Annotated in this window: 22 protein-coding genes; 10 read left to right on the top strand and 12 right to left on the bottom strand. The window is 71.3% G+C overall.

Translation table 11 applies throughout. The annotated features are described in order from the left end of the window. Positions 1-5 precede the first annotated feature (5 nt). From BX283_RS23905 to BX283_RS23870, 8 genes are read right to left on the bottom strand one after another with little or no spacing between them, the layout of a single operon-like run. Complete coding sequence (locus tag BX283_RS23905) at positions 6-2006, bottom strand: NADH-quinone oxidoreductase subunit L (protein ID WP_101389567.1); 2001 nt, start codon at positions 2004-2006, stop codon at positions 6-8. After that, entirely contained in the window at positions 2003-2362 is a 360-nt protein-coding gene (nuoK, locus tag BX283_RS23900; RefSeq protein WP_101389566.1) for an NADH-quinone oxidoreductase subunit NuoK, read from the bottom strand. Before nuoK ends, BX283_RS23905 begins: the two co-directional genes overlap by 4 nt. Beyond that, positions 2362-2961 carry an NADH-quinone oxidoreductase subunit J gene (locus BX283_RS23895; protein ID WP_101389565.1) on the bottom strand — a complete coding sequence of 200 codons (600 nt, stop codon included), beginning with the start codon at positions 2959-2961 and terminating at the stop codon, positions 2362-2364. Before BX283_RS23895 ends, nuoK begins: the two co-directional genes overlap by 1 nt. Next, on the bottom strand, positions 2958-3548 hold the full coding sequence (locus BX283_RS23890; RefSeq protein ID WP_101389564.1) for an NADH-quinone oxidoreductase subunit I: 591 nt from the start codon (positions 3546-3548) through the stop codon (positions 2958-2960). Before BX283_RS23890 ends, BX283_RS23895 begins: the two co-directional genes overlap by 4 nt. Next, the gene (locus tag BX283_RS23885) at positions 3548-4516 is read right to left on the bottom strand and encodes a complex I subunit 1 family protein (RefSeq protein WP_101389563.1); all 969 of its coding nucleotides are present in this window, start codon (positions 4514-4516) and stop codon (positions 3548-3550) included. Before BX283_RS23885 ends, BX283_RS23890 begins: the two co-directional genes overlap by 1 nt. After that, a complete protein-coding gene (locus BX283_RS23880; protein WP_101389562.1) occupies positions 4513-5919 on the bottom strand; it encodes an NADH-quinone oxidoreductase subunit C in 1407 nt (468 codons plus the stop codon). Before BX283_RS23880 ends, BX283_RS23885 begins: the two co-directional genes overlap by 4 nt. Then, positions 5916-6650 carry an NADH-quinone oxidoreductase subunit B gene (locus BX283_RS23875; protein WP_101389561.1) on the bottom strand — a complete coding sequence of 245 codons (735 nt, stop codon included), beginning with the start codon at positions 6648-6650 and terminating at the stop codon, positions 5916-5918. The genes BX283_RS23880 and BX283_RS23875 overlap by 4 nt, the downstream gene beginning before the upstream one ends. After that, a complete protein-coding gene (locus tag BX283_RS23870; RefSeq protein ID WP_101392543.1) occupies positions 6641-7066 on the bottom strand; it encodes an NADH-quinone oxidoreductase subunit A in 426 nt (141 codons plus the stop codon). Before BX283_RS23870 ends, BX283_RS23875 begins: the two co-directional genes overlap by 10 nt. Positions 7067-7352: 286 nt before the next feature. On the opposite strand from BX283_RS23870, the gene BX283_RS23865 reads away from it, so the two are divergent. The 6 genes from BX283_RS23865 (at position 7353) to BX283_RS23840 (ending at position 16393) form a co-directional block, all read left to right on the top strand. Then, positions 7353-8654: a sensor histidine kinase gene (locus tag BX283_RS23865; RefSeq protein ID WP_101389560.1), complete on the top strand. Its 1302-nt coding sequence runs from the start codon at positions 7353-7355 to the stop codon at positions 8652-8654. Between the two features lie 170 nt (positions 8655-8824). Beyond that, the gene (locus BX283_RS23860; protein ID WP_373979615.1) at positions 8825-10132 is read left to right on the top strand and encodes a sensor histidine kinase; all 1308 of its coding nucleotides are present in this window, start codon (positions 8825-8827) and stop codon (positions 10130-10132) included. 355 nt (positions 10133-10487) lie between these two features. Next, complete coding sequence (locus tag BX283_RS23855) at positions 10488-11147, top strand: response regulator transcription factor (RefSeq protein WP_306822865.1); 660 nt, start codon at positions 10488-10490, stop codon at positions 11145-11147. Between the two features lie 250 nt (positions 11148-11397). Beyond that, complete coding sequence (locus tag BX283_RS23850; protein ID WP_101389557.1) at positions 11398-13335, top strand: 2-oxoacid:acceptor oxidoreductase subunit alpha; 1938 nt, start codon at positions 11398-11400, stop codon at positions 13333-13335. Continuing rightward, positions 13328-14377, top strand: a complete 1050-nt coding sequence (locus BX283_RS23845; protein ID WP_101389556.1) for a 2-oxoacid:ferredoxin oxidoreductase subunit beta — start codon at positions 13328-13330, stop codon at positions 14375-14377. The genes BX283_RS23850 and BX283_RS23845 overlap by 8 nt, the downstream gene beginning before the upstream one ends. A 60-nt stretch (positions 14378-14437) precedes the next feature. After that, a complete protein-coding gene (locus BX283_RS23840; RefSeq protein ID WP_101389555.1) occupies positions 14438-16393 on the top strand; it encodes an APC family permease in 1956 nt (651 codons plus the stop codon). Between the two features lie 27 nt (positions 16394-16420). Here the strand turns inward: BX283_RS23840 and BX283_RS23835 are convergent, their stop codons facing one another. Beyond that, positions 16421-16807 carry a helix-turn-helix domain-containing protein gene (locus tag BX283_RS23835; protein WP_101389554.1) on the bottom strand — a complete coding sequence of 129 codons (387 nt, stop codon included), beginning with the start codon at positions 16805-16807 and terminating at the stop codon, positions 16421-16423. Between the two features lie 126 nt (positions 16808-16933). Between BX283_RS23835 and BX283_RS23830 the strand changes: the two genes are divergently transcribed. The 4 genes from BX283_RS23830 (at position 16934) to BX283_RS23815 (ending at position 21578) form a co-directional block, all read left to right on the top strand. Further along, positions 16934-17803, top strand: coding sequence for an NAD(P)H-binding protein (locus BX283_RS23830; protein WP_101389553.1), 870 nt, complete (start codon positions 16934-16936; stop codon positions 17801-17803). 207 nt (positions 17804-18010) lie between these two features. Continuing rightward, positions 18011-18925: an EamA family transporter RarD gene (gene rarD / locus BX283_RS23825; protein WP_257584359.1), complete on the top strand. Its 915-nt coding sequence runs from the start codon at positions 18011-18013 to the stop codon at positions 18923-18925. Between the two features lie 576 nt (positions 18926-19501). Next, on the top strand, positions 19502-20839 hold the full coding sequence (locus BX283_RS23820) for a M28 family metallopeptidase (RefSeq protein ID WP_101389552.1): 1338 nt from the start codon (positions 19502-19504) through the stop codon (positions 20837-20839). Between the two features lie 163 nt (positions 20840-21002). Further along, entirely contained in the window at positions 21003-21578 is a 576-nt protein-coding gene (locus BX283_RS23815; RefSeq protein ID WP_101389551.1) for a flavodoxin family protein, read from the top strand. Here BX283_RS23815 and BX283_RS23810 read toward each other — a convergent pair. From BX283_RS23810 to BX283_RS23800, 3 genes are all read right to left on the bottom strand, one after another. Next, the gene (locus BX283_RS23810; RefSeq protein WP_101389550.1) at positions 21544-22149 is read right to left on the bottom strand and encodes a TetR/AcrR family transcriptional regulator; all 606 of its coding nucleotides are present in this window, start codon (positions 22147-22149) and stop codon (positions 21544-21546) included. The two genes, BX283_RS23815 and BX283_RS23810, sit on opposite strands and share 35 nt — an antisense overlap. 161 nt (positions 22150-22310) lie before the next feature. After that, positions 22311-23282 carry an ABC transporter permease gene (locus BX283_RS23805; protein WP_180357236.1) on the bottom strand — a complete coding sequence of 324 codons (972 nt, stop codon included), beginning with the start codon at positions 23280-23282 and terminating at the stop codon, positions 22311-22313. Continuing rightward, positions 23269-24252, bottom strand: a complete 984-nt coding sequence (locus BX283_RS23800; protein WP_101389549.1) for an ABC transporter ATP-binding protein — start codon at positions 24250-24252, stop codon at positions 23269-23271. Before BX283_RS23800 ends, BX283_RS23805 begins: the two co-directional genes overlap by 14 nt. Positions 24253-24264: the final 12 nt, after the last annotated feature.

The raw sequence follows: 24264 nt of genomic DNA, 5'->3' as shown, positions 1-24264 counted from the left end.
ACGGCTCACGATCCGGCGTTGGCGTTGGCAAGGACGACGGCGACGAGCGCCAGGACGGCGGAGCCCGCGAGCAGCGCGCTGAGATAGGTCTGCACATTGCCGGTCTGGGCCTTGCGGACGGCCGCACCCAGCCAGCGGGGCAGGGCGCCCGCGCCTTGTACGTACGTCTCGACGACCTCGCGGTCCAGGAAGCGGACCAGTGAGGCGGCGGCGAGTACGGGGCGAACGAACAGCGTCCGGTAGACCGCGTCGAGGTGGAAGCCGGTGGCCGCGTGGCGGTGCAGCGGGCCGAGCAGCAGGCGGCCCGGGTCGGCCGGGTCGTACGCCGAGGCGATGTCGCCGTAGGCCGGGGTGTGGCTGGCGATGGCCTCCTCCTCGACCAGGCCTCCGTCCGCCTCCGGGTGGGCGGCGACCGCGCCGATCGGGGTGCGCGCGGCCAGGGCGCTGGTGTGCCGCCAGGTGGCGTACGTGACGAGTCCGCCGACCAGGGCGACACCGGTCGAGAGCACCGAGGTGGTCAGGGCCGGGGTGAGCGCGTGGCCGTCGAACCAGTCGTCCAGGTAGCCGGTGGTCAGGCCGAAGCCGATGGACGGGATCGCGAGCACCCAGAGCACGGCGTTCATCGCCACGGGCTGGCGGCCGTGGTCGGGGGCCGGGGCGCCCTTGCCGCGGAAGGCCATCAGCCACAGGCGCATGGCGTACGCGGCGGTCAGCAGGGCGGTGAACAGACCGGCGATCAGCACGATCCAGCCGGTGCCCTGCGGGGCGACCGTGCTGTCGCCGAGGGCGGTGTGCTCGGCGGCCGACAGGACGGCTTCCTTGGAGAAGAAACCGGCGAAGGGAGGAATGGCGGCGAGCGCGAGGAGGGCGACGGTCATCGTCCAGTACGCGTCGGGGATGCGCTTGGCCAGGCCGTCCATGCGGGACATGGCGGACAGCGAGTTGGTGCCGGCCGCGTGGATGATCACGCCGGCCGCGAGGAAGAGCAGCGCCTTGAAGGCGCCGTGCGACAGGAGGTGGAAGACGGCGGCGCCGCGGTCGCCGACGGCCAGGGCGCCGGACATATAGCCGAGCTGACCGATCGTCGAGTAGGCGAGGACGCGCTTGATGTCGTCCTGCGCGAGGGCGGCCAGCGCGGAGCCGACCATCGTGACGGCGGCCATCACGGCGAGCACGGTCATCGCGGCCGCCGAGGCCGCGAAGACGGGGAGGAGACGGGCCACGAAGTAGATGCCGGCGGCGACCATCGTCGCGGCGTGGATCAGCGCGGAGACGGGGGTCGGGCCCGCCATCGCGTCGGGCAGCCAGGTGTGCAGCGGGAACTGCGCCGACTTGCCCGCCACACCGGCGAGGAGCAGCAGGGCGATCAGCGTGGGGTGGTCGATCCCGCCGGTGAGGGCGGCCTGGACGACCCCGGTGATCCGGAACGTACCGGCGTCGGTGGCCAGTGCGAACAGACCGATCAGGAAGGGGACGTCACCGAGCTTGGTGACCAGGAAGGCCTTGAGGGAGGCGGCGCGCGCCTCGGGGGTCTCCCAGTAGTGGCCGACCAGGAAGTACGAGCAGATGCCCATGATCTCCCAGCCGACCAGCAGCACCATCAGGTCGCCGGAGTAGACGACGAGCAGCATCGCGGAGGTGAAGAGGGAGACGAGAGCGGCGTACGAGGGGTAGCGCGGGTCGTCGCGCAGGTACCCGGTCGAATACAGCTGCACACAGGTCGCCACCAGGCCGACCAGGATCGCGACGAGGACGGCGAAGCCGTCGAGGTGCAGGGCGAGGTCGATCGGGACGGACCCGGTCGGGGTGAGCCGCCTCGACGCGTCGATCGACTTGCCGCCGCCCTGGTCCACGGCGACGACGATCGCGAGGACGAACGCGGCCAGGGTCGGCAGTACGGCCAGCGGGCGTACGTAACCGGGGGCGGCGCGGCCCAGCAGGAGTCCGGCGGCCGCGCCCAGGAACGGAAGGAGGGGGACGAGGACGGCGAGGGTCGTGGTGGTCACGCGGCGGCCTCAGCCTTCTGTGCCGGGGCGGCGGGGTCGTCGGGGCCCGAGCCCTCGGCGGTGTCGCGGAGCTTGTCGATGTCCGAGGTGCCCCGGTTGCGGTACACCGCCAGGACGATCGCCAGGCCGATGCCGATCTCGGCGGCGGCGATGGCGATGGTGAACAGGGTGAGCGCCTGTCCGGCGTGGAGGGTGTCGCGCAGCCAGACGTCGAAGGCGACCAGGTTGAGGTTGACGGCGTTGAGCATCAGCTCGACGGACATCAGGACCAGGATCGCGTTGCGGCGCGCGAGCACCCCGTACACACCGGTGCAGAACAGGAGGACGGCGAGCACGGCCGGATAGATCAGGTGCATCAGCGCTGCTCCTTGTCTCTGGGGGCGTCGCCGGGGGCACCGCTCGGGTCGCCGCCCTTGCGGGACATCACGATCGCGCCGACGAGTGCGGCGAGAAGGAGGACGGAGAGCGCTTCGAACGGCAGCACCCAGTGGCGGAACAGGATCGAGCCGGAGACCTTGGTCGAGCCCTGGCCGGGGCCGTCGAGGTTGATCCAGGTCGTACGGAAGGCGTCCACGACGACCCACAGGAGGGAGCCGGCGGCGGCCAGGGCGACGACGAGGGCTGCCCATTTGTTGCCCGAGTCGGCGTCCGGGGAGCGGCCGATGGGCGCCTTGGTGAGCATCAGTCCGAAGAGGAGGAGGACGACGACGGAACCGACGTAGATCAGCACCTGCACCCAGGCGATGAACTCCGCGGTGAGCAGGAGGTACTCGACGGCGATGCCGCCGAGCGCCACGACCAGCCAGAGGGCGGCGTGCACCAGCTGCTTGGTCGTGACCGTGAGGACGGCCGCGCCGAAGGTGACCGCCGCGACGAGGAGGAAGGCGATCTCGACCCCGGTCGGGGAGAGGAAGCCGTGGTGCAGCGGGTGGTGACCGCTGGCGAGGAGCATCATGCCGGGCCCTCCTCTGCCTCGGGGGCCGCCGGGGCGGCCTCGGCGGCGGCGAGCTTCTCGGCCGCCTTGCGGGCCGCGGCGATCTCCTTGGGCTCCTCGGCCGCCGGGTCGAGGGCGGGCGGGGCCGGGACGGTCCACATCCAGTCGCGGAGCTTGTCGCGCTCGTGGGTGAGCTCGTGGATGTCCGTCTCGGCGTACTCGAACTCGGGTGACCAGAACAGCGCGTCGAAAGGACACACCTCGATGCAGATACCGCAGTACATGCAGAGGGAGAAGTCGATGGCGAAGCGGTCGAGGACGTTGCGGCTGCGCTCGCGGCCGCCGGGGGCGGCGGCCGGGATCGTCTCCTTGTGGGAGTCGATGTAGATGCACCAGTCGGGGCACTCGCGGGCGCAGAGCATGCAGACCGTGCAGTTCTCCTCGAACAGGCCGATCACGCCGCGGCTGCGGGGCGGGAGTTCGGGCTGGGCGTCCGGGTACTGCGCGGTGACCGTCTTCTTGGTCATCGTGCGCAGCGTCACTGCGAGGCCCTTGGCCAAGCCGGAACCTGGGATGCGGGGCCGGGTGGGCGGGAGGGAAGCAGCCATCAGTTGATCGCCACCTTCACGATGCCGGTGAGCGCGATCTGCGCGAGAGCGAGCGGGATGAGCGTGGTCCAGGCGAGCTTCTGGAGCTGGTCCTCGCGGAGCCGGGGGTAGCTGACGCGGAGCCAGATGACGACGAAGGCGAGGAGCGCGGTCTTGAGGAGCGTCCACACCCAGCCGAGCCCGTCGGTACCGAAGGGGCCGTGCCAGCCGCCCAGGAACAGGACGGTGGTGAGGCCGCACAGGACGACGATCCCGGCGTACTCGGCGAGGAGGAAGAGAGCGAAGCGCAGGCCCGTGTACTCGGTGTACGCGCCGAAGATGATCTCGGAGTCGGCGACGGGCATGTCGAAGGGCGGGCGCTGGAGTTCGGCGAGCCCGGCGATGAAGAAGACCAGGGCGCCGACGATCTGCCAGGGCAGCCACCACCACTCGAAGGCGTTGAGGATGCCGGGGAGGGAGACCGTGCCCGCCGCCATCGCCACGGAGGCGGCGGCGAGCAGCATCGGCAGCTCGTACGCGAGGAGCTGGGCGGCGGTGCGCAGTCCGCCGAGGAGGGAGAACTTGTTGGCCGAGGCCCAGCCCGCCATGAGCGAGCCGAGTACGCCGACGCCCATCACGGCGAGAACGAAGAAGATGCCCGCGTCGACCACCTGGCCGACGGCGCCCTCGCTCGGGCCGACGGGGATCGCGACCAGGACGAGGAGGTACGGGAGCAGGGCGACGGCGGGGGCGAGCTGGAAGACGCGGCGGTCGGCGTCGGCCGGGACCACGTCCTCCTTCTGCGCGAACTTCACGCCGTCGGCGACGAGCTGGGCCCAGCCGTGGAAGCCGCCGGCGTACATCGGGCCGAGGCGGCCCTGCATATGGGCCATGACCTTGTGCTCGGTCTGCCCGATGACGAGGGGCAGGACGAGGAACACGGCGAAGACGACGAGGAGCCGGAGGGCGACGTCGAGTGCGTCGTTCACGCGGGTTCGCCTCCGGCGGGGGTGTCGGGTTCGGGGTCGGGGTCGGGGTCGGTTGTGGCGCTGGTGTCGCGGGCGCGGTCGTCGGATCCGGCGGGCCGGGCCTCGGTCGCCTTCGTGGCCTCGGTGGCTTCCGTGGCCCTCGTCGCCTCGGTGGCCTTCGTGGCCTCGGCCGCTTCGCCGGCTTCCCTAGCCTCCGCGGCCTTCGGCGCCTCGGTGGCTTCCGTAGCTTCCGCTGCTTCCGTGGCCGCCGCTGATCCGGTGGGCTCGTCGGCCGCCGGGCCCTGCGGCGCGTCGTCGAACGCCGGGCGCGGGTTGTTCCAGGGGGCGTCCGTGCTGCGGGTGCGCGGCGGGGCCGTGGCCTCGGGCCGTGCCGACGCCTGGGCCTGCGAGGCCGAACCCTCGGACACGCTGCGGTTGCGGCGCGGGGGGCGCGGCGGCGTACCGGCGTCGGGGGCGGCTCCGGGCGTGGCCTCCGGGGCCTGTGTGGCCTCCGGGGTCTCAGGTGCCGCCGGGACCTCTGGTGCCGCCGGTGCCGCCGGTGCCTGGGACGCCGAGCCCTCGGACGCGGTGCGGGTCCGGCGCGGGCGCGGAGTGGGGGCCTCCGGGGCCGGGGCCCCGCTCGACGGTGCGGCCTCCGGGGCCTGGGGGGCTTCCGGCGCCTGGGACGCCGAGCCCTGCGACGCGCTGCGGGCGCGGCGCGGGGGCGGGGCGGTGCCCTCGGCCGTCGCGGGGGTCGGTGCCTGGGACGCGGAGCCCTCCGTGACCGTACGGGTCCGGCGGACCGGGCGGTCTCCGGCGGCGCGCGGGGTGCGGGCCGGGGCGGGCGGGAGCTGGCCCTTGAGGGGGCCCCACTCGTTCGGGTCGGGGACGCCGGGCGGGAGCATCTGGCGGCGCTTGGGGCCGCCGTGCTCCGACTCGCCCGGCTCCTTCGCGCCCGGCCAGGCCTTGGCGACCCGTGCCGCGAGGACGAAGTCCTTGCGCAGGGGGTGGCCCTCGAAGCCCTCGGGAAGGAGGAGCGGGATCAGGTTCGGGTGGCCCTCGAACGTGACGCCGAACATCTCGTGCGTCTCGCGCTCGTGCCAGGCCGCGCCCGCGTACACGTCGACGGCCGAGGCCAGGACGGGGGCGGTGTGCGGCACGGTCGTACGGACGAGGAGGCGGCGTACCCGGCGGCCTTCGAGGGAGACGACGTGCGCGCAGACGCGGAAGCCGGTGCCGGGCTCGTCGACCGCGCTGAGCCAGTCGAAGTACGTACAGCCCAGCTCGTCGCGGGCGATCTCCAGCGCGGGGAGCCAGGAGCCGACGGGGACGTCGACGGTGAGGAGGCCGTACGCCTCCTCGGCGGTGGCCTCCTCGCCGAAGATCTCCGTGACGGCGTCGGGCAGACGGTCGTACGCGGTCACTGCGCGGCCCCCGGCGTCGGCGTGTCGCCCTCCGAAGCCCCAGCGGACCTGGAAGCCCCCTCAGTCCCACCGGCCGCACCAGCCCCACCGGCGGAAGCCCCCGGCACCGCCGGAGCCGTCACCAGCCCGCTCGTCAGCTGCGCCGGTGACGCCTGCGTCGCGTACCGCTCGCCCAGGGACTCGTGGGCGATCTTCTCCTGGAGCTTGAGGATGCCCTGGAGGAGCGCCTCGGGACGGGGCGGGCACCCGGGGACGTACACGTCGACCGGGATGATCTGGTCGACGCCCTTGGTCACCGAGTACGAGTCCCAGTACGGGCCGCCGCAGTTGGAGCAGGCGCCGAAGGAGATGACGTACTTCGGCTCGGGCATCTGCTCGTACAGCCGCTTCACCGCCGGGGCCATCTTGTCCGTCACCGTGCCGGAGACGATCATGAGGTCGGCCTGGCGCGGGCCGGGCGCGAAGGGGATCACGCCGAGCCGGATGAAGTCGTGGCGGGCCATCGAGGCCGCGATGAACTCGATGGCGCAGCAGGCGAGTCCGAAGTTGAACACCCAGAGGCTGTAGCGGCGGCCCCAGTTGAGGACCACCTTCATCGGCTCGGGCGCCAGGCGGGAGAGCACGCCCAGGCGCTGTCCCTGCACGGCGGTGGCCCCCACGGGCGCCGGGGCACCGTTTTCGGCCACCTTCGGCGTGGGCAGGAACTGGGGATCGGGAGTCGTCACGTCCATTCGAGGACGCCCTTCTTCCATGCGTAGAGCAGTCCCACGGCCAGGAAGCCGAGGAAGATGAACATCTCGACCAGCGTGGCCGCGCCGAATCCGGGGGCGGCGAAGACCGTCGCCCACGGGAAGAGGAAGATCGAGTCGACGGCGAAGATCACGTACAGGAAGGCATAGACGTAGTAGCGCACTTGGGTGTGCGCCCAGCCCTCGCCGACGGGGTCCACTCCGCATTCGTACGTGAGCAGCTTCTCCGGCGTCGGGACCACCGGCCGCAGCAGGCGTCCGGCCCCGAAGGCCACCGCGACGAAGAGCACGCCGACGACGGCGAGCAGTCCGACGACCGAATAGCTGTGGAAGTAGTCCGCCGACAGCTGGCGTACGGTCGGTTCCGGCACGTCCGCCCCTCGCTCCCTGACCTCGATGCGTTCGTTGCAGTCTGTTCGACGATCTGTACGCACGGGAGTCTAGGCCCTGCTAAGGACGGCGTAAGCAGGTGTCTCACGCAGATTGCACACCTGACGCCCGGGCGGCGGCGTCCCGGCATACGCCGTTCATGTGTCCGGAAGACGACCCGGGGTGTGACCCGATCGCGTTGGCGCGAGTGGTCCCGGGAGGGTGCGGGCGGCGCCGGGGGTGGGGTTTTCCCCAGGCGAAACCGGCCTAGCTACCCCATGGCGCCGGGCTCCGCGGCCCGGCAGGCTTGCCCTCATGACCAGCACCTTCCGTGACGAGCGGCGGCCCGGCCGCCGATCAGGCCGACAGCCCGGCCGACGGTCCGACCGGCCGCAGCACCAGCCGCACGACCGGCCGCACGACCCCTCGTACAACCAGTACGACCAGTACGACGACGAGAGGCTGCCGCCCGCGCGGTTCGCCTACGACCGGCAGACCTGGAAGGAGATCCTCCATCTGCTGGCCAATCTGCCGATGGCGCTCATCGGCTTCGTCTATGTGGCCGTGCTGGTCTTCACCGGCGCCGGGCTCTCGGTCACCGTGATCGGCCTGCCGCTGCTTGCGGTCGGTCTGCTCGGCGCGCGCCAGCTGGGCAAGCTGGAGCGTGCGCGGGCGCGCGCGCTCCTCGGCGTACGGATCGACGAGCCCACGCCGATCCCGGCCCGGGCGCTGCGGCGGGGCGCGCGCGGCGGGGCCCTGCGCTGGCTGTGGACGAGCCTGAAGGACCCGGTGGGCTGGCGGAACGTGCTGTACGAGTTCATCCGGCTGCCCTGGGGCGTGCTGACCTTCGCCGTCACGATGGTCAGCCTGTTCGTGGCGTGGCCGGTGCTCGGATTCGTCGCCCGGGTGCTCACCAACGCCGACCGGGCGATGGTGCGGGGGCTGCTGTCGCCCTCGGACGACCTGGAGCGGCGGATCGCCGAACTGGAGTCGGACCGCGGGGTGGTCGTGGACACGGCGGCGGCCGATCTGCGCCGGATCGAACGCGATCTGCACGACGGCGCGCAGGCCCGGCTCGTGGCGCTCGCCATGGGGCTCGGCCTCGCCAAGGAGAAGCTCCTGGAGGACCCGGACGCGGCGGCGGCGATGGTCGACGAGGCGCACGGCGAGGTCAAGCTCGCCCTCCAGGAGCTGCGCGACCTGGCCCGGGGCATCCACCCGGCGGTCCTCACCGACCGCGGCCTGGACGCCGCCCTGTCGTCGGTCGCCTCGCGCTGCACGGTGCCGGTGAGGGTGACGGTGGACGTACGGGAGAGGCCCGCGGCGGCGATCGAGGGCATCGCGTACTTCACCGTCTCCGAGCTGCTCCAGAACGTCAGCAAGCACAGCGGCGCGCGGGCGGCCTCGGTGGAGGTGTGGCGGGCGGGCGACCGGCTGCTCATCCAGGTCGAGGACGACGGGCACGGGGGCGCGCGGCTCGACGGCGGTACGGGCATGGCGGGTCTCGCCGAACGCCTCGGCGCGGTGGACGGCCTGTTCGTGCTCGACTCCCCGCCGGGCGGCCCGACGGTCGTCACGGCGGAGCTGCCGTGGCGGGCGCGGGGGCCGAAGGAGTAGGACCGGCCGGGCGCCTCGTGCGCGGTCCCGCGCGCCGGGGTAGGGAAAACCCCCCGTTCGAGACGGTGACCGGCTCCATGGTCCCGAGCGGCCGTGGCCAGCAGTCTTGAACATACGAGAACGCGGCCACGCGTACATCAGCGGAAACGGAAACGGACGGACCGATGATCATGGAGACGGAGTACGGGCGGCGGCCTGCACGGCAGCACTTCCTTCCGCCGGCGCTGCGCGCGCCGCTGGAGGCCCGGACGTTCCGTGAGTTCGGCTATCTGCTGCTCAGCCTGCCGATCAGCATCGTCATGTTCACCTGGGCCGTCGTCATGGTGTCGCTGAGCGCGGGCCTGCTGATCACGTTCCTCGGCATCCCGGTGCTCGCGGCCGGGCTCGTCGGCTGCCGGGCCTTCGGCGCGCTGGAGCGCAAGCGGGCGCGCGCGCTGCTCGGCGTGGACGTGCCCGCGCCGCAGGCCGTGCGGGGCAAGCGGGGGATGGCCTGGATCGGGGCCGTACTGAAGAGCGGCGTGTCCTGGCGCCACCTGCTGTACTCGGTGCTGCACTTCCCGTGGGCGGTCTTCTCCTTCGTGGTCTCGCTGTCGCTGTGGGTGTACGGGTGGGGGCTGGTCACCTACCCGCTGTGGCAGTGGGTGTTCCCGACGTACACCGGTCAGGACGGGATCCAGCTGTACGGGGACGGGACGCACGACTTCTATCTGGACTCGCCGTTCGAGATCACCCTGACCGTGCTGGTCGGCCTGGTCGTCACGCTCGCGGTGCCGTGGATCATCCGGGTCTTCGCGTACGTGGACAGGGGGCTCCTCTTCGGGCTGCTCGGGCCGTCGCGGCTGGAGGAGCGGGTCGTGGAGCTGGAGTCGGACCGGGGGGTGGTCGTGGACACGTCCGCCGCGGACCTGCGGCGCATCGAGCGGGATCTGCACGACGGCGCGCAGGCGCGGCTGGTCGCGCTCGCGATGGATCTGGGTCTCGCGAAGGAGAAGCTGACCGAGGACCCGCAGGCGGCGGCGCGGATGGTGGACTCGGCGCACGGCGAGGTGAAGGTGGCGCTCCAGGAGCTGCGGGATCTGGCTCGTGGGATCCATCCCGCGGTCCTGACCGACCGGGGGCTGGACGCCGCGCTGTCGTCGGTCGCCTCGCGGTGCACGGTGCCGGTGACGGTGGAGGTGGATCTGCCGGGCCGTCCCGTACCGGCGATCGAGGGGATCGCGTACTTCACCGTCTCCGAGCTGCTCCAGAACGTGAGCAAGCACAGTGGGGCTAGCCGGGCCGGGGTGGATGTGTGGCGGGCTCAGGACCGGCTGATGCTGCAGGTCACGGACAACGGGCGGGGTGGGGCTTCGGTGGCCGGGGGGTCCGGGCTCGCGGGGCTCGCGGAGCGGCTGGATGCGGTGGACGGGATTCTGGTGGTGGATTCTCCTCGGGGTGGGCCTACGACGGTTACGGCGGAGCTGCCGTGGCGGGCGTAGTGGGCCCCTCCCCGCCCCTTCCCTAAACCCTCCGGGGGTGGGTGGGGGTGGAGGCTCGTTCCCGGGGGCTTCGCCCCCGGACCCCTTTGCGGGGGCTGCGCCCCTGCGCCCCCTTCGGGGCTTCGCCCCGGACCCCCCTCGTTCGTCTGCGGGCCGTCCCCCACTGGTCGCGCAGTTCCCCGCGCCCCTTAGATGCGCCCCTCTGGGGCGCCCAGAGACGCCGGGACGTGGAAAGAACCGTCCTCCGGATTTCGCGCAGCCCGGTCCGGATGCTGGGATGCTGGGTGCGCACAGCCGTTGGGTGTGCGGAGCCGAGCAACGCCGAGCCGGGGGGCTGCAGATCGTGGAGGACAGGGTGCGGGTCGTCATCGCCGAGGATTCAGTGCTGCTTCGGGAGGGACTGACCCGCCTGCTGACCGACCGGGGGCACGATGTCGTCGCCGGGGTCGGCGACGGAAACGCGCTGGTCAAGACCGTCGGCGAGCTCGCCGACCAGGACGCGTTGCCGGACGTGGTGGTCGCGGACGTACGGATGCCGCCGACCCACACCGACGAGGGCGTACGGGCCGCGGTGCTGCTGCGGAAGCTCTACCCCGGTGTGGGGGTGCTGGTGCTGTCGCAGTACGTGGAGGAGCGGTACGCCACCGAACTGCTGGCCGGTTCCAGCCGCGGCGTGGGCTATCTGCTCAAGGACCGCGTCGCCGAGGTCAGGGAGTTCGTCGACGCCGTCGTAAGGGTCGCCCAGGGCGGTACCGCCCTTGACCCCGAGGTGGTGGCCCAGCTGCTGGGCCGCAGCCGCAAGCAGGACGTACTGGCCGGTCTCACTCCGCGCGAGCGCGAGGTCCTCGGTCTGATGGCGGAGGGGCGTACCAACAACGCGATCGCGAAACAGCTGGTCGTGAGCGACGGCGCAGTCGAGAAGCACGTGAGCAACATCTTCCTGAAGCTGGGCCTCTCCCCAAGTGATGGCGACCACCGGCGGGTACTCGCGGTACTGACCTATCTCAATTCCTGACCACCTGACACCCTGTCAGGTGCGTCGGCGGGGTTGGAGACCTACAACCAAAGACCGAGCGAGGGGCGTCTTACCAGAAGGAGCCGGGGGGCGACTGAAATATGACAAACCGGGGCATTGGACCATCTCAAAAGGGCGTCCAGGATGCGATCCATCCAAGGAAGGCGACCCTTACCGACGTAGGGTGGGCTTTGGAGCGACCGGTTCTCCGGACGCGCCCGAGCAGCCCGTCCCAGGGAGGTCCAGTTCAGTGACCAGCCAGGTCAGTACGCCAGCGGAGCAGGCAGATGGGGCCGATGAGGCCGTCGTCGGCGAGCAGCGCAAACCCGTGGGCGAGAAAGAGGTCAAGCGCCTTGATCGGGTGATCATCCGCTTCGCGGGTGATTCGGGTGACGGGATGCAGCTCACGGGTGACCGCTTCACCTCGGAGACCGCATCGTTCGGCAACGATCTCTCGACCCTGCCGAACTTCCCCGCCGAGATCCGCGCCCCCGCAGGCACCCTGCCCGGGGTCTCCAGCTTCCAGCTCCACTTCGCCGACCACGACATCCTCACCCCCGGCGACGCGCCCAACGTGCTGGTCGCCATGAACCCCGCCGCCCTCAAGGCCAACCTCGCCGACGTGCCGCGCGGCGCGGACATCATCGTCAACACCGACGAGTTCACCAAACGCCCCATGGCGAAGGTCGGCTACGCCACCAGCCCGCTGGAGGACGGCACCCTGGACGCTTACAACGTCCACCCCGTGCCGCTCACCACCCTGACGGTCGAGGCACTCAAGGACTTCGGGCTCTCGCGCAAGGAGGCCGAGCGCTCCAAGAACATGTTCGCGCTGGGGCTGCTGAGCTGGATGTACCACCGGCCCACCGAGGCCACCGAGGCCTTCCTGCGGAAGAAGTTCGCCAAGAAGCCCGAGATCGCCGAGGCGAACGTCACCGCCTTCCGGGCGGGCTGGAACTTCGGCGAGACGACGGAGGACTTCGCCGTCTCCTACGAGGTCGCCCCGGCCACGCGCGCCTTCCCCGCCGGTACGTACCGCAACATCTCCGGGAACCTGGCCCTCGCCTACGGGCTGATCGCCGCCTCCCGCCAGGCCGACCTGCCGCTCTACCTCGGCTCGTACCCCATCACCCCGGCCTCCGACATCCTCCACGAACTGTCCAAGCACAAGAACTTCGGCGTCCGCACCTTCCAAGCCGAGGACGAGATCGCCGGAATCGGCGCGGCGCTGGGCGCGGCCTTCGGCGGATCGCTCGCCGTCACCACCACCTCCGGCCCGGGCGTGGCGCTCAAGTCCGAGACCATCGGGCTCGCGGTGTCGCTGGAGCTGCCGCTCCTGATCGTGGACATCCAGCGCGGTGGGCCCTCCACCGGGTTGCCGACGAAGACCGAGCAGGCCGATCTGCTGCAGGCGATGTACGGGCGTAACGGCGAAGCCCCCGTCCCCGTCGTCGCACCTAAAACGCCCGCCGACTGCTTCGACGCCGCACTGGACGCCGCCCGGATCGCGCTGACGTATCGCACCCCGGTGTTCCTGCTCTCCGACGGCTACCTCGCCAACGGATCCGAGCCCTGGCGCATCCCCGACACCGACGAACTCCCCGACCTCCGCGTCCAGTTCGCCACCACCCCCAACCACACCCTCGCCGACGGCACCGACGTGTTCTGGCCCTACAAACGCGACCCCCACACCCTCGCCCGGCCGTGGGCCATCCCGGGCACCCCGGGCCTGGAGCACCGCATCGGCGGCATCGAGAAGCAGGACGGCACGGGCAACATCTCGTACGACCCCGCCAACCACGACTTCATGGTCCGCACCCGCCAAGCGAAGATCGACGGGATCGAGGTCCCCGACCTGGAGGTCGACGACCCGGACGGCGCCCGGACCCTCGTCCTCGGCTGGGGTTCGACCTACGGGCCGATCACCGCCGCCGTGCGCCGTCTGCGCGCCCAGGGCGAACCCATCGCCCAGGCCCATCTGCGCCACCTCAACCCCTTCCCCCGCAACCTCGGCGAAGCACTCCAGCGCTTCGACAAGGTCGTCGTCCCCGAGATGAACCTCGGCCAGCTCGCCACGCTCATCCGCGCGAAGTACCTGGTGGACGCGCAGTCCTACACGCAGGTCAACGGCATGCCGTTCAAAGCCGAGCAGCTCGCCACGGCCCTGAAGGAGGCCATCCATGTCTGAGGCGCTCAAGCTGGTCCCCAAGGCCGAGGCCGCCCAGTCGATGAAGGACTTCAAGTCGGACCAGGAAGTGCGCTGGTGCCCCGGCTGCGGCGACTACGCCGTCCTCGCCGCCGTCCAGGGCTTCATGCCCGAACTCGGCCTCGCCAAAGAGAACATCGTCTTCGTCTCCGGCATCGGCTGCTCCAGCCGCTTCCCGTACTACATGAACACCTACGGGATGCACTCCATCCACGGACGCGCCCCCGCCATCGCCACCGGCCTCGCCACCAGCCGCCAAGACCTGAGCGTCTGGGTCGTCACCGGCGACGGCGACGCCCTCTCCATCGGCGGCAACCACCTCATCCACGCCCTCCGCCGCAACGTCAACCTCAAGATCCTCCTCTTCAACAACCGGATCTACGGACTGACAAAAGGCCAATACTCCCCCACCAGCGAAGTCGGCAAAATCACCAAGTCGACACCCATGGGGTCCCTGGACGCACCCTTCAACCCGGTGTCGCTGGCCCTCGGAGCCGAAGCCTCGTTCGTCGCCCGCACCATCGACTCCGACCGCAAGCACCTCACCGAGGTGCTACGGCAAGCGGCCGACCACCCCGGCACCGCCCTCATCGAGATCTACCAGAACTGCAACATCTTCAACGACGGCGCATTCGACACCCTGAAAGACCATGACCAGGCTCAGGACGCCGTCATCCGTCTCGAACACGGGCAGCCCATCCTGTTCGGCGCCGACAACACCAAGGGCGTCGTCCGTGACGCCTCCACGGGGGATCTGAAGATCGTTCCCGTCACCCCGGACAACATCGCCGACGTGCTCGTCCACGACGCCCACGCGGCCTCCCCCACCACCGCCTTCGCCCTCTCCCGCCTCGCCGACCCCGACACCCTCCACCACACCCCCATCGGCGTCCTGCGCAGCATCGACCGGCCCGTCTACGACACCCAGATGGCCGACCAGCTCGACACCGCCATCGAGCAGCACGGCAAGGGCGACCTCACCGCCCTCCTCACCGGCAACGACACCTGGACCGTCGCGGGCTGACCCAAAGGGCCGACCGGCCGGGGAGCCTGCGCGGGCCCCCGGCCGGGCACCCGTACTGATATGCCCATGGACCGTCTCGCGTACCGCGTCAAACGGCGGCTGCTCGGCAAACCGCTCACCACCGAGCGCATCAGTGCCGAGAAGCTGGACAACCGCACGGCGCTCGGGGTGCTGGCGTCGGACTGCATCAGCTCGTCCGCGTACGGTTCCGAGGAGATACTGCGGGTTCTGGTGCCCGTGGTCGGGGCGGCGGCGTTCAGTCTGCTGATGCCCGTGACCGGGGCGATCCTGTTCGTCCTGGTGCTTCTGACGCTCTGTTACAGCGACGTCGTCACCATCTACACGCGGGCCGGCGGCTCGTACGTCGTGGCGCGCGAGAACTTCGGGCCGGACGTCGCGCAGATCGCGGCCGTGGCGCTGCTCGTCGACTACATCGTGACCGTCGCCGTCCAGGTGTCGGCCGGGACCAACGCGATCATCTCGCTGGCGCATCTGCTGGGCGGCGGCTGGACCGGCATGGACCACCTCCAACTGCCGATCTCCGCAGGGGTGATCCTCTTCCTCGCGTACGGGAACCTGCGCGGGGTGCGGGAGGCCGGGCGGCTGTTCGCGCTGCCCGCCTATCTGTTCATGGCGGCCGTCGGGCTGCTGCTCGTCGTCTCCGCCGTACGCGGGCTCACCTCCGGGCTGCCGCGCGCCGATCTGCACGCGGCGGGCACGATCGCGGTCGGCAGCGCGGGCAGCGGCTGGCTGTACGGGGCGTCGCTGTTCATGGTGCTGCGGGCGTTCGCCAACGGCGGGTCGTCGCTCACCGGGCTCGAAGCGATCTCGAACGGCATCTCGGCGTTCCGCGAGCCGCAGGGCCGCAACGCCCGCCGCACGCTGATCGCGATGAGCTGCGCCCTGGGCGTGCTGGTGCTCGGTGTGTCGACGCTCGCCCACTTCACGCACGCGGTGCCGTACAGCGACGGCACCCCGACCGTCATCGCGCAGGAGGCCCACTTCGCGTTCGGCGGCGGGGCGCTGGGCACGGCCGGGCTCGTCTTCGTGCAGCTCGCGACCGCGCTGATCCTCTACACCGGCGCCAATACGCCGTTCACCGGCTTCCCCTTCCTCGCCAGTTTCGTGGCCGAGGACCGGTTCCTGCCACGGCAGTTGACCCGGCGCGGGCACCGGCTCGCGTTCTCCAACGGGATCCTCTCGCTGACCGTCGTCGCGCTGGCGCTGCTGCTCGTCACCCGCGCCAACGTGGACAAGCTGGTGGCGCTGTACGCGATCGGGGTGTTCACCGCGTTCACCATGGCCGGGGCCGGGCTCACCGCGTACCACCTGCGGCGGCGCGAGCGGCACCGGCGGCTGAAGGTCGCCGTCAACGGGCTCGCGGCCGTGGTGTCGGCGGCCGTCGTGCTGATCTTCGCGGTCACCAAGTTCACCGAGGGCGCCTGGCTGGTGGTCGTGGTGTTCCCGCTGGGGGTGTGGGCGCTGACGCGGATCAACCGCGAGTACCGGCGGGAGGCCACCGCCCTCGGCACCCTCCAGGCGCCTGGCGCCGATCTGCCGCACGGCCGCCGCCATCTGGTGTTCGTGCTGGTGGAGACGTTGGACCTGGCCGCGCTCAAGGGGCTGCGGTACGCGCACGAGCTGCGGCCCGACGAGATCCGGGCGGTCCACTTCGCGATCGACGAGGCGCACGCGCGGCGGCTGTCGGCGCAGTGGGAGACGACGGCGGCGACCTCGGTGCCGCTGGAGCTGGTGGACTGCCCGGACCGGCGGCTGCGGCACGCCATGAAGGAGCTGGCGGCCCGGACGACCGAGGACGGCCGGACCTGGCTGACGGTGCTCGTCCCGCACCGTACGTACACCGGTTTCCTCGGCAGGCTGCTGCACCGGGGCACCGGCGAGGCGATGGCCAAGGCTCTGGAGCAGCTGCCGTCGGTGGCGGTCACGATGCTGCCGTTCGACGTGTCGCGAGCGCTGCGGTCGCTGGAGGCGGGGCGGGAGCCGCAGCCCGACTAGCCCGACTAGGAGGCGCGGGCCCGGTTTCTAGGACCTGGCTTCGCGGGCCGCGTCGTAGGCCGCCCGCGCCTCCTGCACCTGCTCCATCCGTACGCCGGTCCACTCGGCCAGGGCCCGTACGCGTTCGGCGGCCTCGCGGCCGATCGGGGTCAGCGAGTAGTCGACGCGCGGCGGGATGACCGGCTTGGCGTCGCGGTGCACGAAGCCGTCCCGCTCCAGCGTCTGGAGGGTCTGGGCCAGCATCTTCTCGCTGACCCGGCCCACGTGCCGGCGCAGCTCGCTGAACCGGTACGACCGGTCGAGCAGCGCGAGCAGCACGAGCACGCCCCAGCGGCTGGTCACATGCTCCAGGACGAGCCGGTGCGGACACATCGCCTCACGGAGGTCCTCGGCGGACCGGGTGCTTACTCCCATACCAGTACCTTACTTCAAAGTGGGTACTTACGAAAGGTTAGCGCCCGCCGTACGGTGAGTGGCACGGTTCCGCACGGGAACCGAAGCCGGTTCCGGACGGGACCGCAAGCCAAGGAGTCAGCAGCCATGAGCATCGTCGTCACCGGAGCCACCGGAGCCCTCGGCCGTCTCGTCATCGACGAGCTGCTCGCCTCGGGCGTGCCCGCGAGCGGGATAGCCGCCGTCGTACGGAACAAGGAGAAGGCCGCCGCTCTCGCCGAGCGCGGTGTGGAGCTGCGGGTGGCCGACTACAGCGCGCCCGAGACGCTGGCCGGGGCCTTCCGCGCCGGGGACCGCGTGCTGCTGATCTCCGGCAGCGAGGTCGGGCAGCGGGTGGCGCAGCACGCCGCCGTGGTCGCGGCCGCGAAGGACGCCGGGGTGGCGCAGCTCGCGTACACCGGCATCCTCGGCGGACCGGAGGCCGACTTCCGCCTCGCGGACGAGCACAAGGCGACCGAGCAGCTGATCCTCGACTCGGGGCTGCCGCACACCTTCCTGCGCAACGGCTGGTACACCGAGAACTACACCGCCCACCTGGAGCCGGTCCTGGCGCACGGCGCCATCGTCTCCAACGCGGGCGAGGGCCGGGTGGCCTCGGCCGCCCGCGCCGACTACGCGGCGGCCGCGGCGGCGGTGCTGACCGGCGAGGGCCACCTGGGCCGGACGTACGAGCTGAGCGGCGACGTGGCGTGGTCGTTCGCGGAGTACGCGGCGGAGGTCGCCCGGGCGACCGGCAAGGAGATCGCGTACCAGGCCGTCGCGCCCGAGGTGCACCTCGGCATCCTCACGGGCGCGGGGGTCCCGGCGCCGTTCGCCGAGATCCTGGTCGACGTGGACCTGGCGATCGGGCGGGGCCGCCTCGCGGGCACGTCCGGGGAGCTGGCGCGGCTGATCGGGCGGCCGACCACGCCGATCTCGGAGACGATCGCGGCGGCGGTGTCGGCGACCGCCGCCTGACGGCATCGGACGGGCGGAATCGGCCACGCCTCAGTCAGGACCGTTTTCGGATATCGGGCATGACAGGTGCAGTCGCCTGGCGCTACCTTCGATTCGTCGGCGTGCGCGCGTCGACGTGCGCGTACGGGAGGGCCAGTGGCCGAGGAACCGAGTACCGCTGCCGGTGAGCAGCGGGCGGGACTGCTCTACGGGATCGGCGCCTATGGGATGTGGGGGCTGGTCCCGCTCTTCTGGCCGCTCCTGAAACCGTCCGGCGCGATCGAGATCCTGGCCCATCGGATGGTGTGGTCCCTCGTGTTCGTCGGCGCCGCGCTGCTCGTACTGCGCCGCTGGGGGTGGATCGGCGAGCTCGTGCGCCAGCCGCGCCGGCTCGCGCTCATCGGCTTCGCCGCGGCCGTGATCACGGTCAACTGGGGCGTCTACATCTGGTCGGTCAACTCCGGCCACGTCGTCGAGGCGTCGCTCGGCTACTTCATCAACCCGCTGGTCACCATCGCGATGGGCGTGCTGCTGCTCAAGGAGCGGCTGCGGCCGGTGCAGTGGGCGGCGGTGGGGATCGGCGCGGCGGCGGTGATCGTCCTGGCGGTGGGCGCCGGCCGCCCGCCGTGGATCTCCCTCACCCTCGCGCTGTCGTTCGCCACCTACGGCCTGGTGAAGAAGAAGGTGAACCTCGGCGGGCTCGAGTCCCTGGCCGCCGAGACGGCGATGCAGTTCCTGCCGGCGCTGGGGTATCTGGTGTGGCTCGGGACCCAGGGCGACGCGACCTTCGCGTCCCACGGCGCCGGGCACGGGGCGCTGCTCGCGGCGACCGGCGTGGTCACGGCGGCGCCGCTGGTCTGCTTCGGGGCGGCGGCGATCCGGGTTCCGCTGTCGACGCTGGGGCTGTTGCAGTACCTGGCGCCGGTGTTCCAGTTCGGCCTGGGCATCCTGTACTTCCACGAGGCGATGCCGGCGGAGCGGTGGGCCGGGTTCTCGCTGGTGTGGCTGGCGTTGACGCTGCTTACGTGGGATGCGCTGCGGGGGGCTCGACGGGGCCGGTTGGCGCTGGCGGCCGCGCGGCGGGTTGATCCCCTCCCCGCCCCTTCCCTTGACCCTCCGGCGGTGAGGGTGGGCGAGGAGTAGGGGTTCTCCCCCCTGCTGCGGGGCCTGCGGCCCCTGCACCCCGGCTCGCGTTCGTCCGCGGACCGTGGGTAGCTGGTCGCGCAGTTCCCCGCGCCCCTGAAATGCTCGGCTCCGCCCTCGCAATCACCCGCCGCCCGTACCCCCTAGGGGCGCGGGGAACTGCGCGACCAGTGGGGGACGGCCCGCAGACGAACGAGGGTGGGGGCGCGGGGAACTACGCGAGCAACCGACCACGGTCCGCGGACGAAAGAGGGGTTAGGGGCGCGGGGAACTGCGCGACCAGCCCACCACCGGCCCGCAGCCGAAGCACAGCCCCGGGGCGCAGCCCCGCGAAAGGGGGTCTGGGGGCGCAGCCCCCAGCAGCCCGCCCCGGCCCACCCCCCGGCCGCCCGCCAGAGGCCACGCGGCGGAGCCGCACATGTCACAGCAGGGAAGGGGCGGGGTGGGGGGAATCCGGCCAGCGTCCGGCCAGCGGACGCCCATGACCGGAATACGTTCTTGACGGTGAGTCAAACCCTCCCTGAACATCAGGCTCGCGTCTCCGTCCCATCCCCGAACGGAACACGGAGCCCCCACATGCGCACCAAGCACTCCAACCACACCAACACCAACACCAACCACCGCAGAACCGGCCTCGCCACCGCCGCGGCTCTCGCCATCGCCGCCCTCGGCCTGGCCGCCCCCACCGTTCAGGCCTCGGCCCCCACCGCCGCCGCCCCCGACATCCCCGTGGCCAACGTCAAGGCCCACCTCAGCCAGCTCCAGCAGATAGCCAACGCCAACGGCGGCAACCGCGCCCACGGCCGGGCCGGTTACAAGGCCTCGCTCGACTACGTGAAGGGCAAGCTGGACGCCGCCGGGTTCACCACCTCCGTCCAGCAGTTCACCTCCTCCGGCGCCACCGGCTACAACCTGATCGCCGACTGGCCGGGCGGCGACACCTCGCAGACCGTGATGGCCGGCGCGCACCTCGACTCGGTGACCGGCGGACCCGGCATCAATGACAACGGCTCCGGCACGGCCGGTGTCCTGGAGACCGCGCTCGCCGTCTCCCGCGCCCAGCTCAAGCCCGACAAGCACCTGCGGTTCGGCTGGTTCGGCGCGGAAGAGCTGGGCATGGTCGGCTCGAAGTCCTACGTCAACAGCCTGTCGACGGCCGACCGCGGCAAGATCTCGGCGTATCTGAACTTCGACATGATCGGCTCGCCGAACCCGGGTTACTTCGTCTACGACGACGACCCGGCCCTGGAGAAGGTCTTCAAGGACTACTTCGCGACCCTCTCCATACCCACCGAGATCGAGACCGAGGGCGACGGCCGCTCCGACCACGCGCCGTTCAAGAACGCCGGGATACGCGTCGGCGGCCTCTTCTCCGGCGCCGACTACAGCAAGACCTCGGCCCAGGCCCAGAAGTGGGGCGGCACGGCGGGCCGCGCGTTCGACGCCTGCTACCACTCCTCCTGCGACACCAGCACGAACATCGACGACACCGCGCTCGACCACAACAGCGACGCCATCGCGTACGCGCTGTGGCAGCTGTCCGCCGGCACCACCACCCCGCCCACCGGGGACACGTACGAGAACACCACCGACGTGACCATCCCGGACTCCCCCGGCGCGGCCGTGACCTCGTCGGTCTCGGTCACCGGGCGTACGGGCAACGCGTCCGCCGCGCTCAAGGTCGGGGTGAACATCGTCCACACCTACAGCGGCGACCTGGTGGTCGATCTGATCGGCCCGAGCGGCAAGGCGTATCGGCTGCACAACTCGTCGTCGGACTCCACGCCGAACATCGACACCACGTACACCGTGAACGCGTCCACCGAGACGGCGAACGGGACCTGGAAGCTGAAGGTCCAGGACAAGGGGCCGCAGGACACCGGCTACATCAACAGCTGGAAGTTGACCTTCTGACCGCCCAAGGTTGGAGGTTGGCCTTCTGACCTTCCAAGGTTGGAAGTTGGCCTTCTGACCGCCCAACCCGGGCCACGGGGACCCCGGCCCCCGAATTCACCCCTCCCCCAACAAGCATGCGCGTGCATATACTGCACGCGCATGCTTTTCTCTGGAGGGGATCATGGCCCGCAACTTCCTTTTCCTGCTCGGCAGTACACGCCCCGGCGGCAACACCGAGGCGCTGGCCAGGCTGGCCGCCGAGCAGCTGCCGAGTGACGCTCCGCAGCGCTGGCTGGACCTCTCGCAGCTGCGGCTGCCCGAGTTCGCCGACCGGCGCCACGACGGCGAGGGCCTGTACGCCGACCCGACCGGGGACGCCGCGACCCTGCTCGACGCGACCCTGGAGGCGACCGACCTGGTCATCGCCTCGCCGCTGTACTGGTACGGGGTGTCGACCCCCGTCAAGCACTACCTCGACCACTGGTCGGGGTGGATGCGGGTGCCGGGCCTGGAGTTCCGGCCGAGGATGGCCGGGCGCACCATGTGGGGCGTGACCGCGCTCGCCACCGCCGACCCGTCCGTGGCCGATCCGCTGGTGGGGACCCTGCGCCACACCGCCGCGTACATGAGCATGCGGTGGGGCGGTGTGCTGCTCGGCTCCGCGAACCGGCCCGGCACCATCGGGCAGGACACCGGGGCGACGGTCCGCGCCAAGACCTTCTTCAGCTCGCCGACGGTGCTCGCAACGCACGCATGACGTGCGCCACCAGCGAGGCGATCCTGTCCGGGTCGTGGAACGGCCGCTTCAGCGCGTGCCGGTAGTACAGCGGCCCGTACAGCATCTCCACGGCCAGCTCCAGATCCGCGTCCGCCGGGAGCTGGCCCTGGCGCTGTCCGGCGCGCAGCCGCTCGTGCACCAGCGCCACGCGCGGCCCGACCAGCTCCTCGTTGACGGCCCTGGCCAGCGCCTCGTCATGGAGCAGCTCGGAGAGGATGCCGGTGTACGCGGGGCCGATCACCGGCGAGGTGAAGACCCGCATCACGCTGGTGACGTGCGTCACCAGATCCGTGTCGATGTCCCCGGTGTCGGGCAGCGGCGAGGTGCTGACCACGGCCTCGATCACGGCCTCCAGGAGCACCGCGCCCTTCGTCGCCCACCAGCGGTAGATCGTCTTCTTGCTCACTCCCGCACGGGCGGCGATGCCCTCGATCGTGACGCGCCCATAGCCGTTTTCCGAGCAGAGTTCGAGGGCCGCCGAGAGGATCGCGCGGCGCGATCTCTCGCTCCGGCGCCGGGGGTTGGGGGCTGAACGTGGCGACTCGGTCACGGGGCGAGTCTACGAGGACGGTCCGTAGCGTATTGACAGCGGAATGGTCTGCTCCAAGAATGTGCCGAGGAAACGGTACGTGTCGTGTCGAGCCGCCACGGGGGTCGGCTCGCACGACCGTCCTTTCCCTAGGATCCGCCCTCCTCGCGGACTCGCGTCGCTCAGGCCGTGATGTCCTTCGCCGTGAAGCGCGCCCAGGCCGCCGAGCCGAAGACCGCCACGTACAGCGCCTGAAGCTCCAGGTTCTTCACCAGCTGGTCCCAGTAGACCGGCACCCGCAACAGGTCCGCGAAGGACAGCCAGTAGTGCGGGAAGAGATACGGGTGTATCGCGTGCAGCTGGGGGATCTGGTCCAGGATCTGCACGGTGATCAGCAGGCCGACCGTCGCCGCCATCGCCGCGACGCCACTGCCGGTGAGGGTGGAGATGAACAGGCCGAGCGCGGCCATGCCGGTCAGCGACAGGGCCACCAGCCCGGCGATCGCGAGCGCCCGCAGCAGCCCGTCCGCGAACGATATCTGGGTGCCCGAGATGGTCGTGACCTCGCCGAGCGGGAAGAGCAGCGCGCCCACGGCGAGCGCGGAAGCCGCCACGACCAGCGTCGCCAGCAGGCAGAACGCGAGCACCGACGCGTACTTGGCGAGCAGCAGCCGGGTGCGGCCCGCCGGGGCGACCAGCAGATAGCGCAGGGTGCCGCTGTTGGCCTCGCCCGCTATCGAATCGCCCGCGACCACGCCGATCGCCATCGGCAGGAACACGGGCAGGGTCGCGGCGAGCCCCGCGAAGACGAGGAAGAGCCCGTTGTTGGTGACCTGCGAGATGAAGGCCGGGCCGTCACCGCCGCTGGGACCGGCCGTGCCGCCGTCACGGGTCTCGATCTTCACGGCGATGCCGATGAGGATCGGGACCGCCGCCAGCACCCCGAGCAGCGCGAGGGTGCGCCACCGCCGCACGACGGTGACCAGCTCGGACCGGAACAGCCCGAGCGCCCACAGGGGGCTGGGGCGTCGGACCGCCGCGAGCCCCGGCAGGTCCGGGGCGCTCTGGTCCGCCGCGCCCCGTGCGGCATCCGGGCCGGCCGGAACCGCCGGCATCGGCACGTCCTGCGCGGCGTTCACCTCAGCCCGCGACATCGAACCCCTCCCCCGTCAGTGCCACGAACGCGTCCTCCAGCGAGGCCCGTTCGACCCCGAAGGCCCTCACCCGTACGCCGCCGTGCACCAGCGCGGCGTTGAGTTCCGCCAGTTCCACGTCGTCCGGCGGGACTTCGCCCGTCACCCGGTCCCCGTCCACGGTCACGTCCGCGACCCCGCGCTCCTTGAGCAGCCGGGCCGCGTCGGCTGGGTCCGGGGTGGTGACGGCGAGCCGGCCCCGGTTGCCCGCCGCGAGCTCGGCGACCTCGCCCTGGACGACAAGACGGCCCCGGGTCATCACCGCCGCGTGCGTGCAGACCTGCTCGATCTCGTCCAGGAGGTGCGAGGAGAGGAAGACCGTGGTGCCGTCGGCCGCGAGCTCCCGCACCAGGGCGCGGATCTCCCGCATGCCCTGGGGATCGAGGCCGTTGGTCGGCTCGTCCAGGACCAGCAGCTTGCGGGGCTGGAGCAGCGCGGCCGCGAGCCCGAGCCGCTGCTTCATGCCCAGCGAGTACGCCCGCGCCTTCTTGCCGGAGGCGGCGGCGAGGCCGACCCGGTCCAGCGCGTGGGCGACCCGGCTCGCGCGGGTGCGGGGGTCGGCGGTGGGATCGGCCGAGTCGTACCGTACGAGGTTGTCGCGGCCGGACAGGAAGCCGTACAGCGCGGGGCCCTCGATCAGGGCGCCCACCTGTGGCAGGACCGTGCGCCCCGCGCGGGGCATGGGGCTGCCGAGGACCCGGGCCGTGCCGGAGGTCGGCTCGATCAGGCCCATCAGCATGCGGATGGTGGTCGTCTTGCCCGAGCCGTTGGGGCCGAGGAAGCCGAAGATGCTGCCGCTGGGGACGGTGAGATCCAGGCCGTCGACGGCCAGTTGGCCGCCTCGGTAGCGCTTGCTGAGACCGCGGGTCTCGATCACCGATGGAGAGTTCCCCACCCCGCCCCTTCCCTTGGCTGGTGCTTCACCCCGCATCCCTCGGCGGCC

Source organism: Streptomyces sp. TLI_146 (genome assembly GCF_002846415.1).
GTDB lineage: Bacteria > Actinomycetota > Actinomycetes > Streptomycetales > Streptomycetaceae > Streptomyces.
This window is presented reverse-complemented; position numbering and strand designations above follow the sequence as displayed.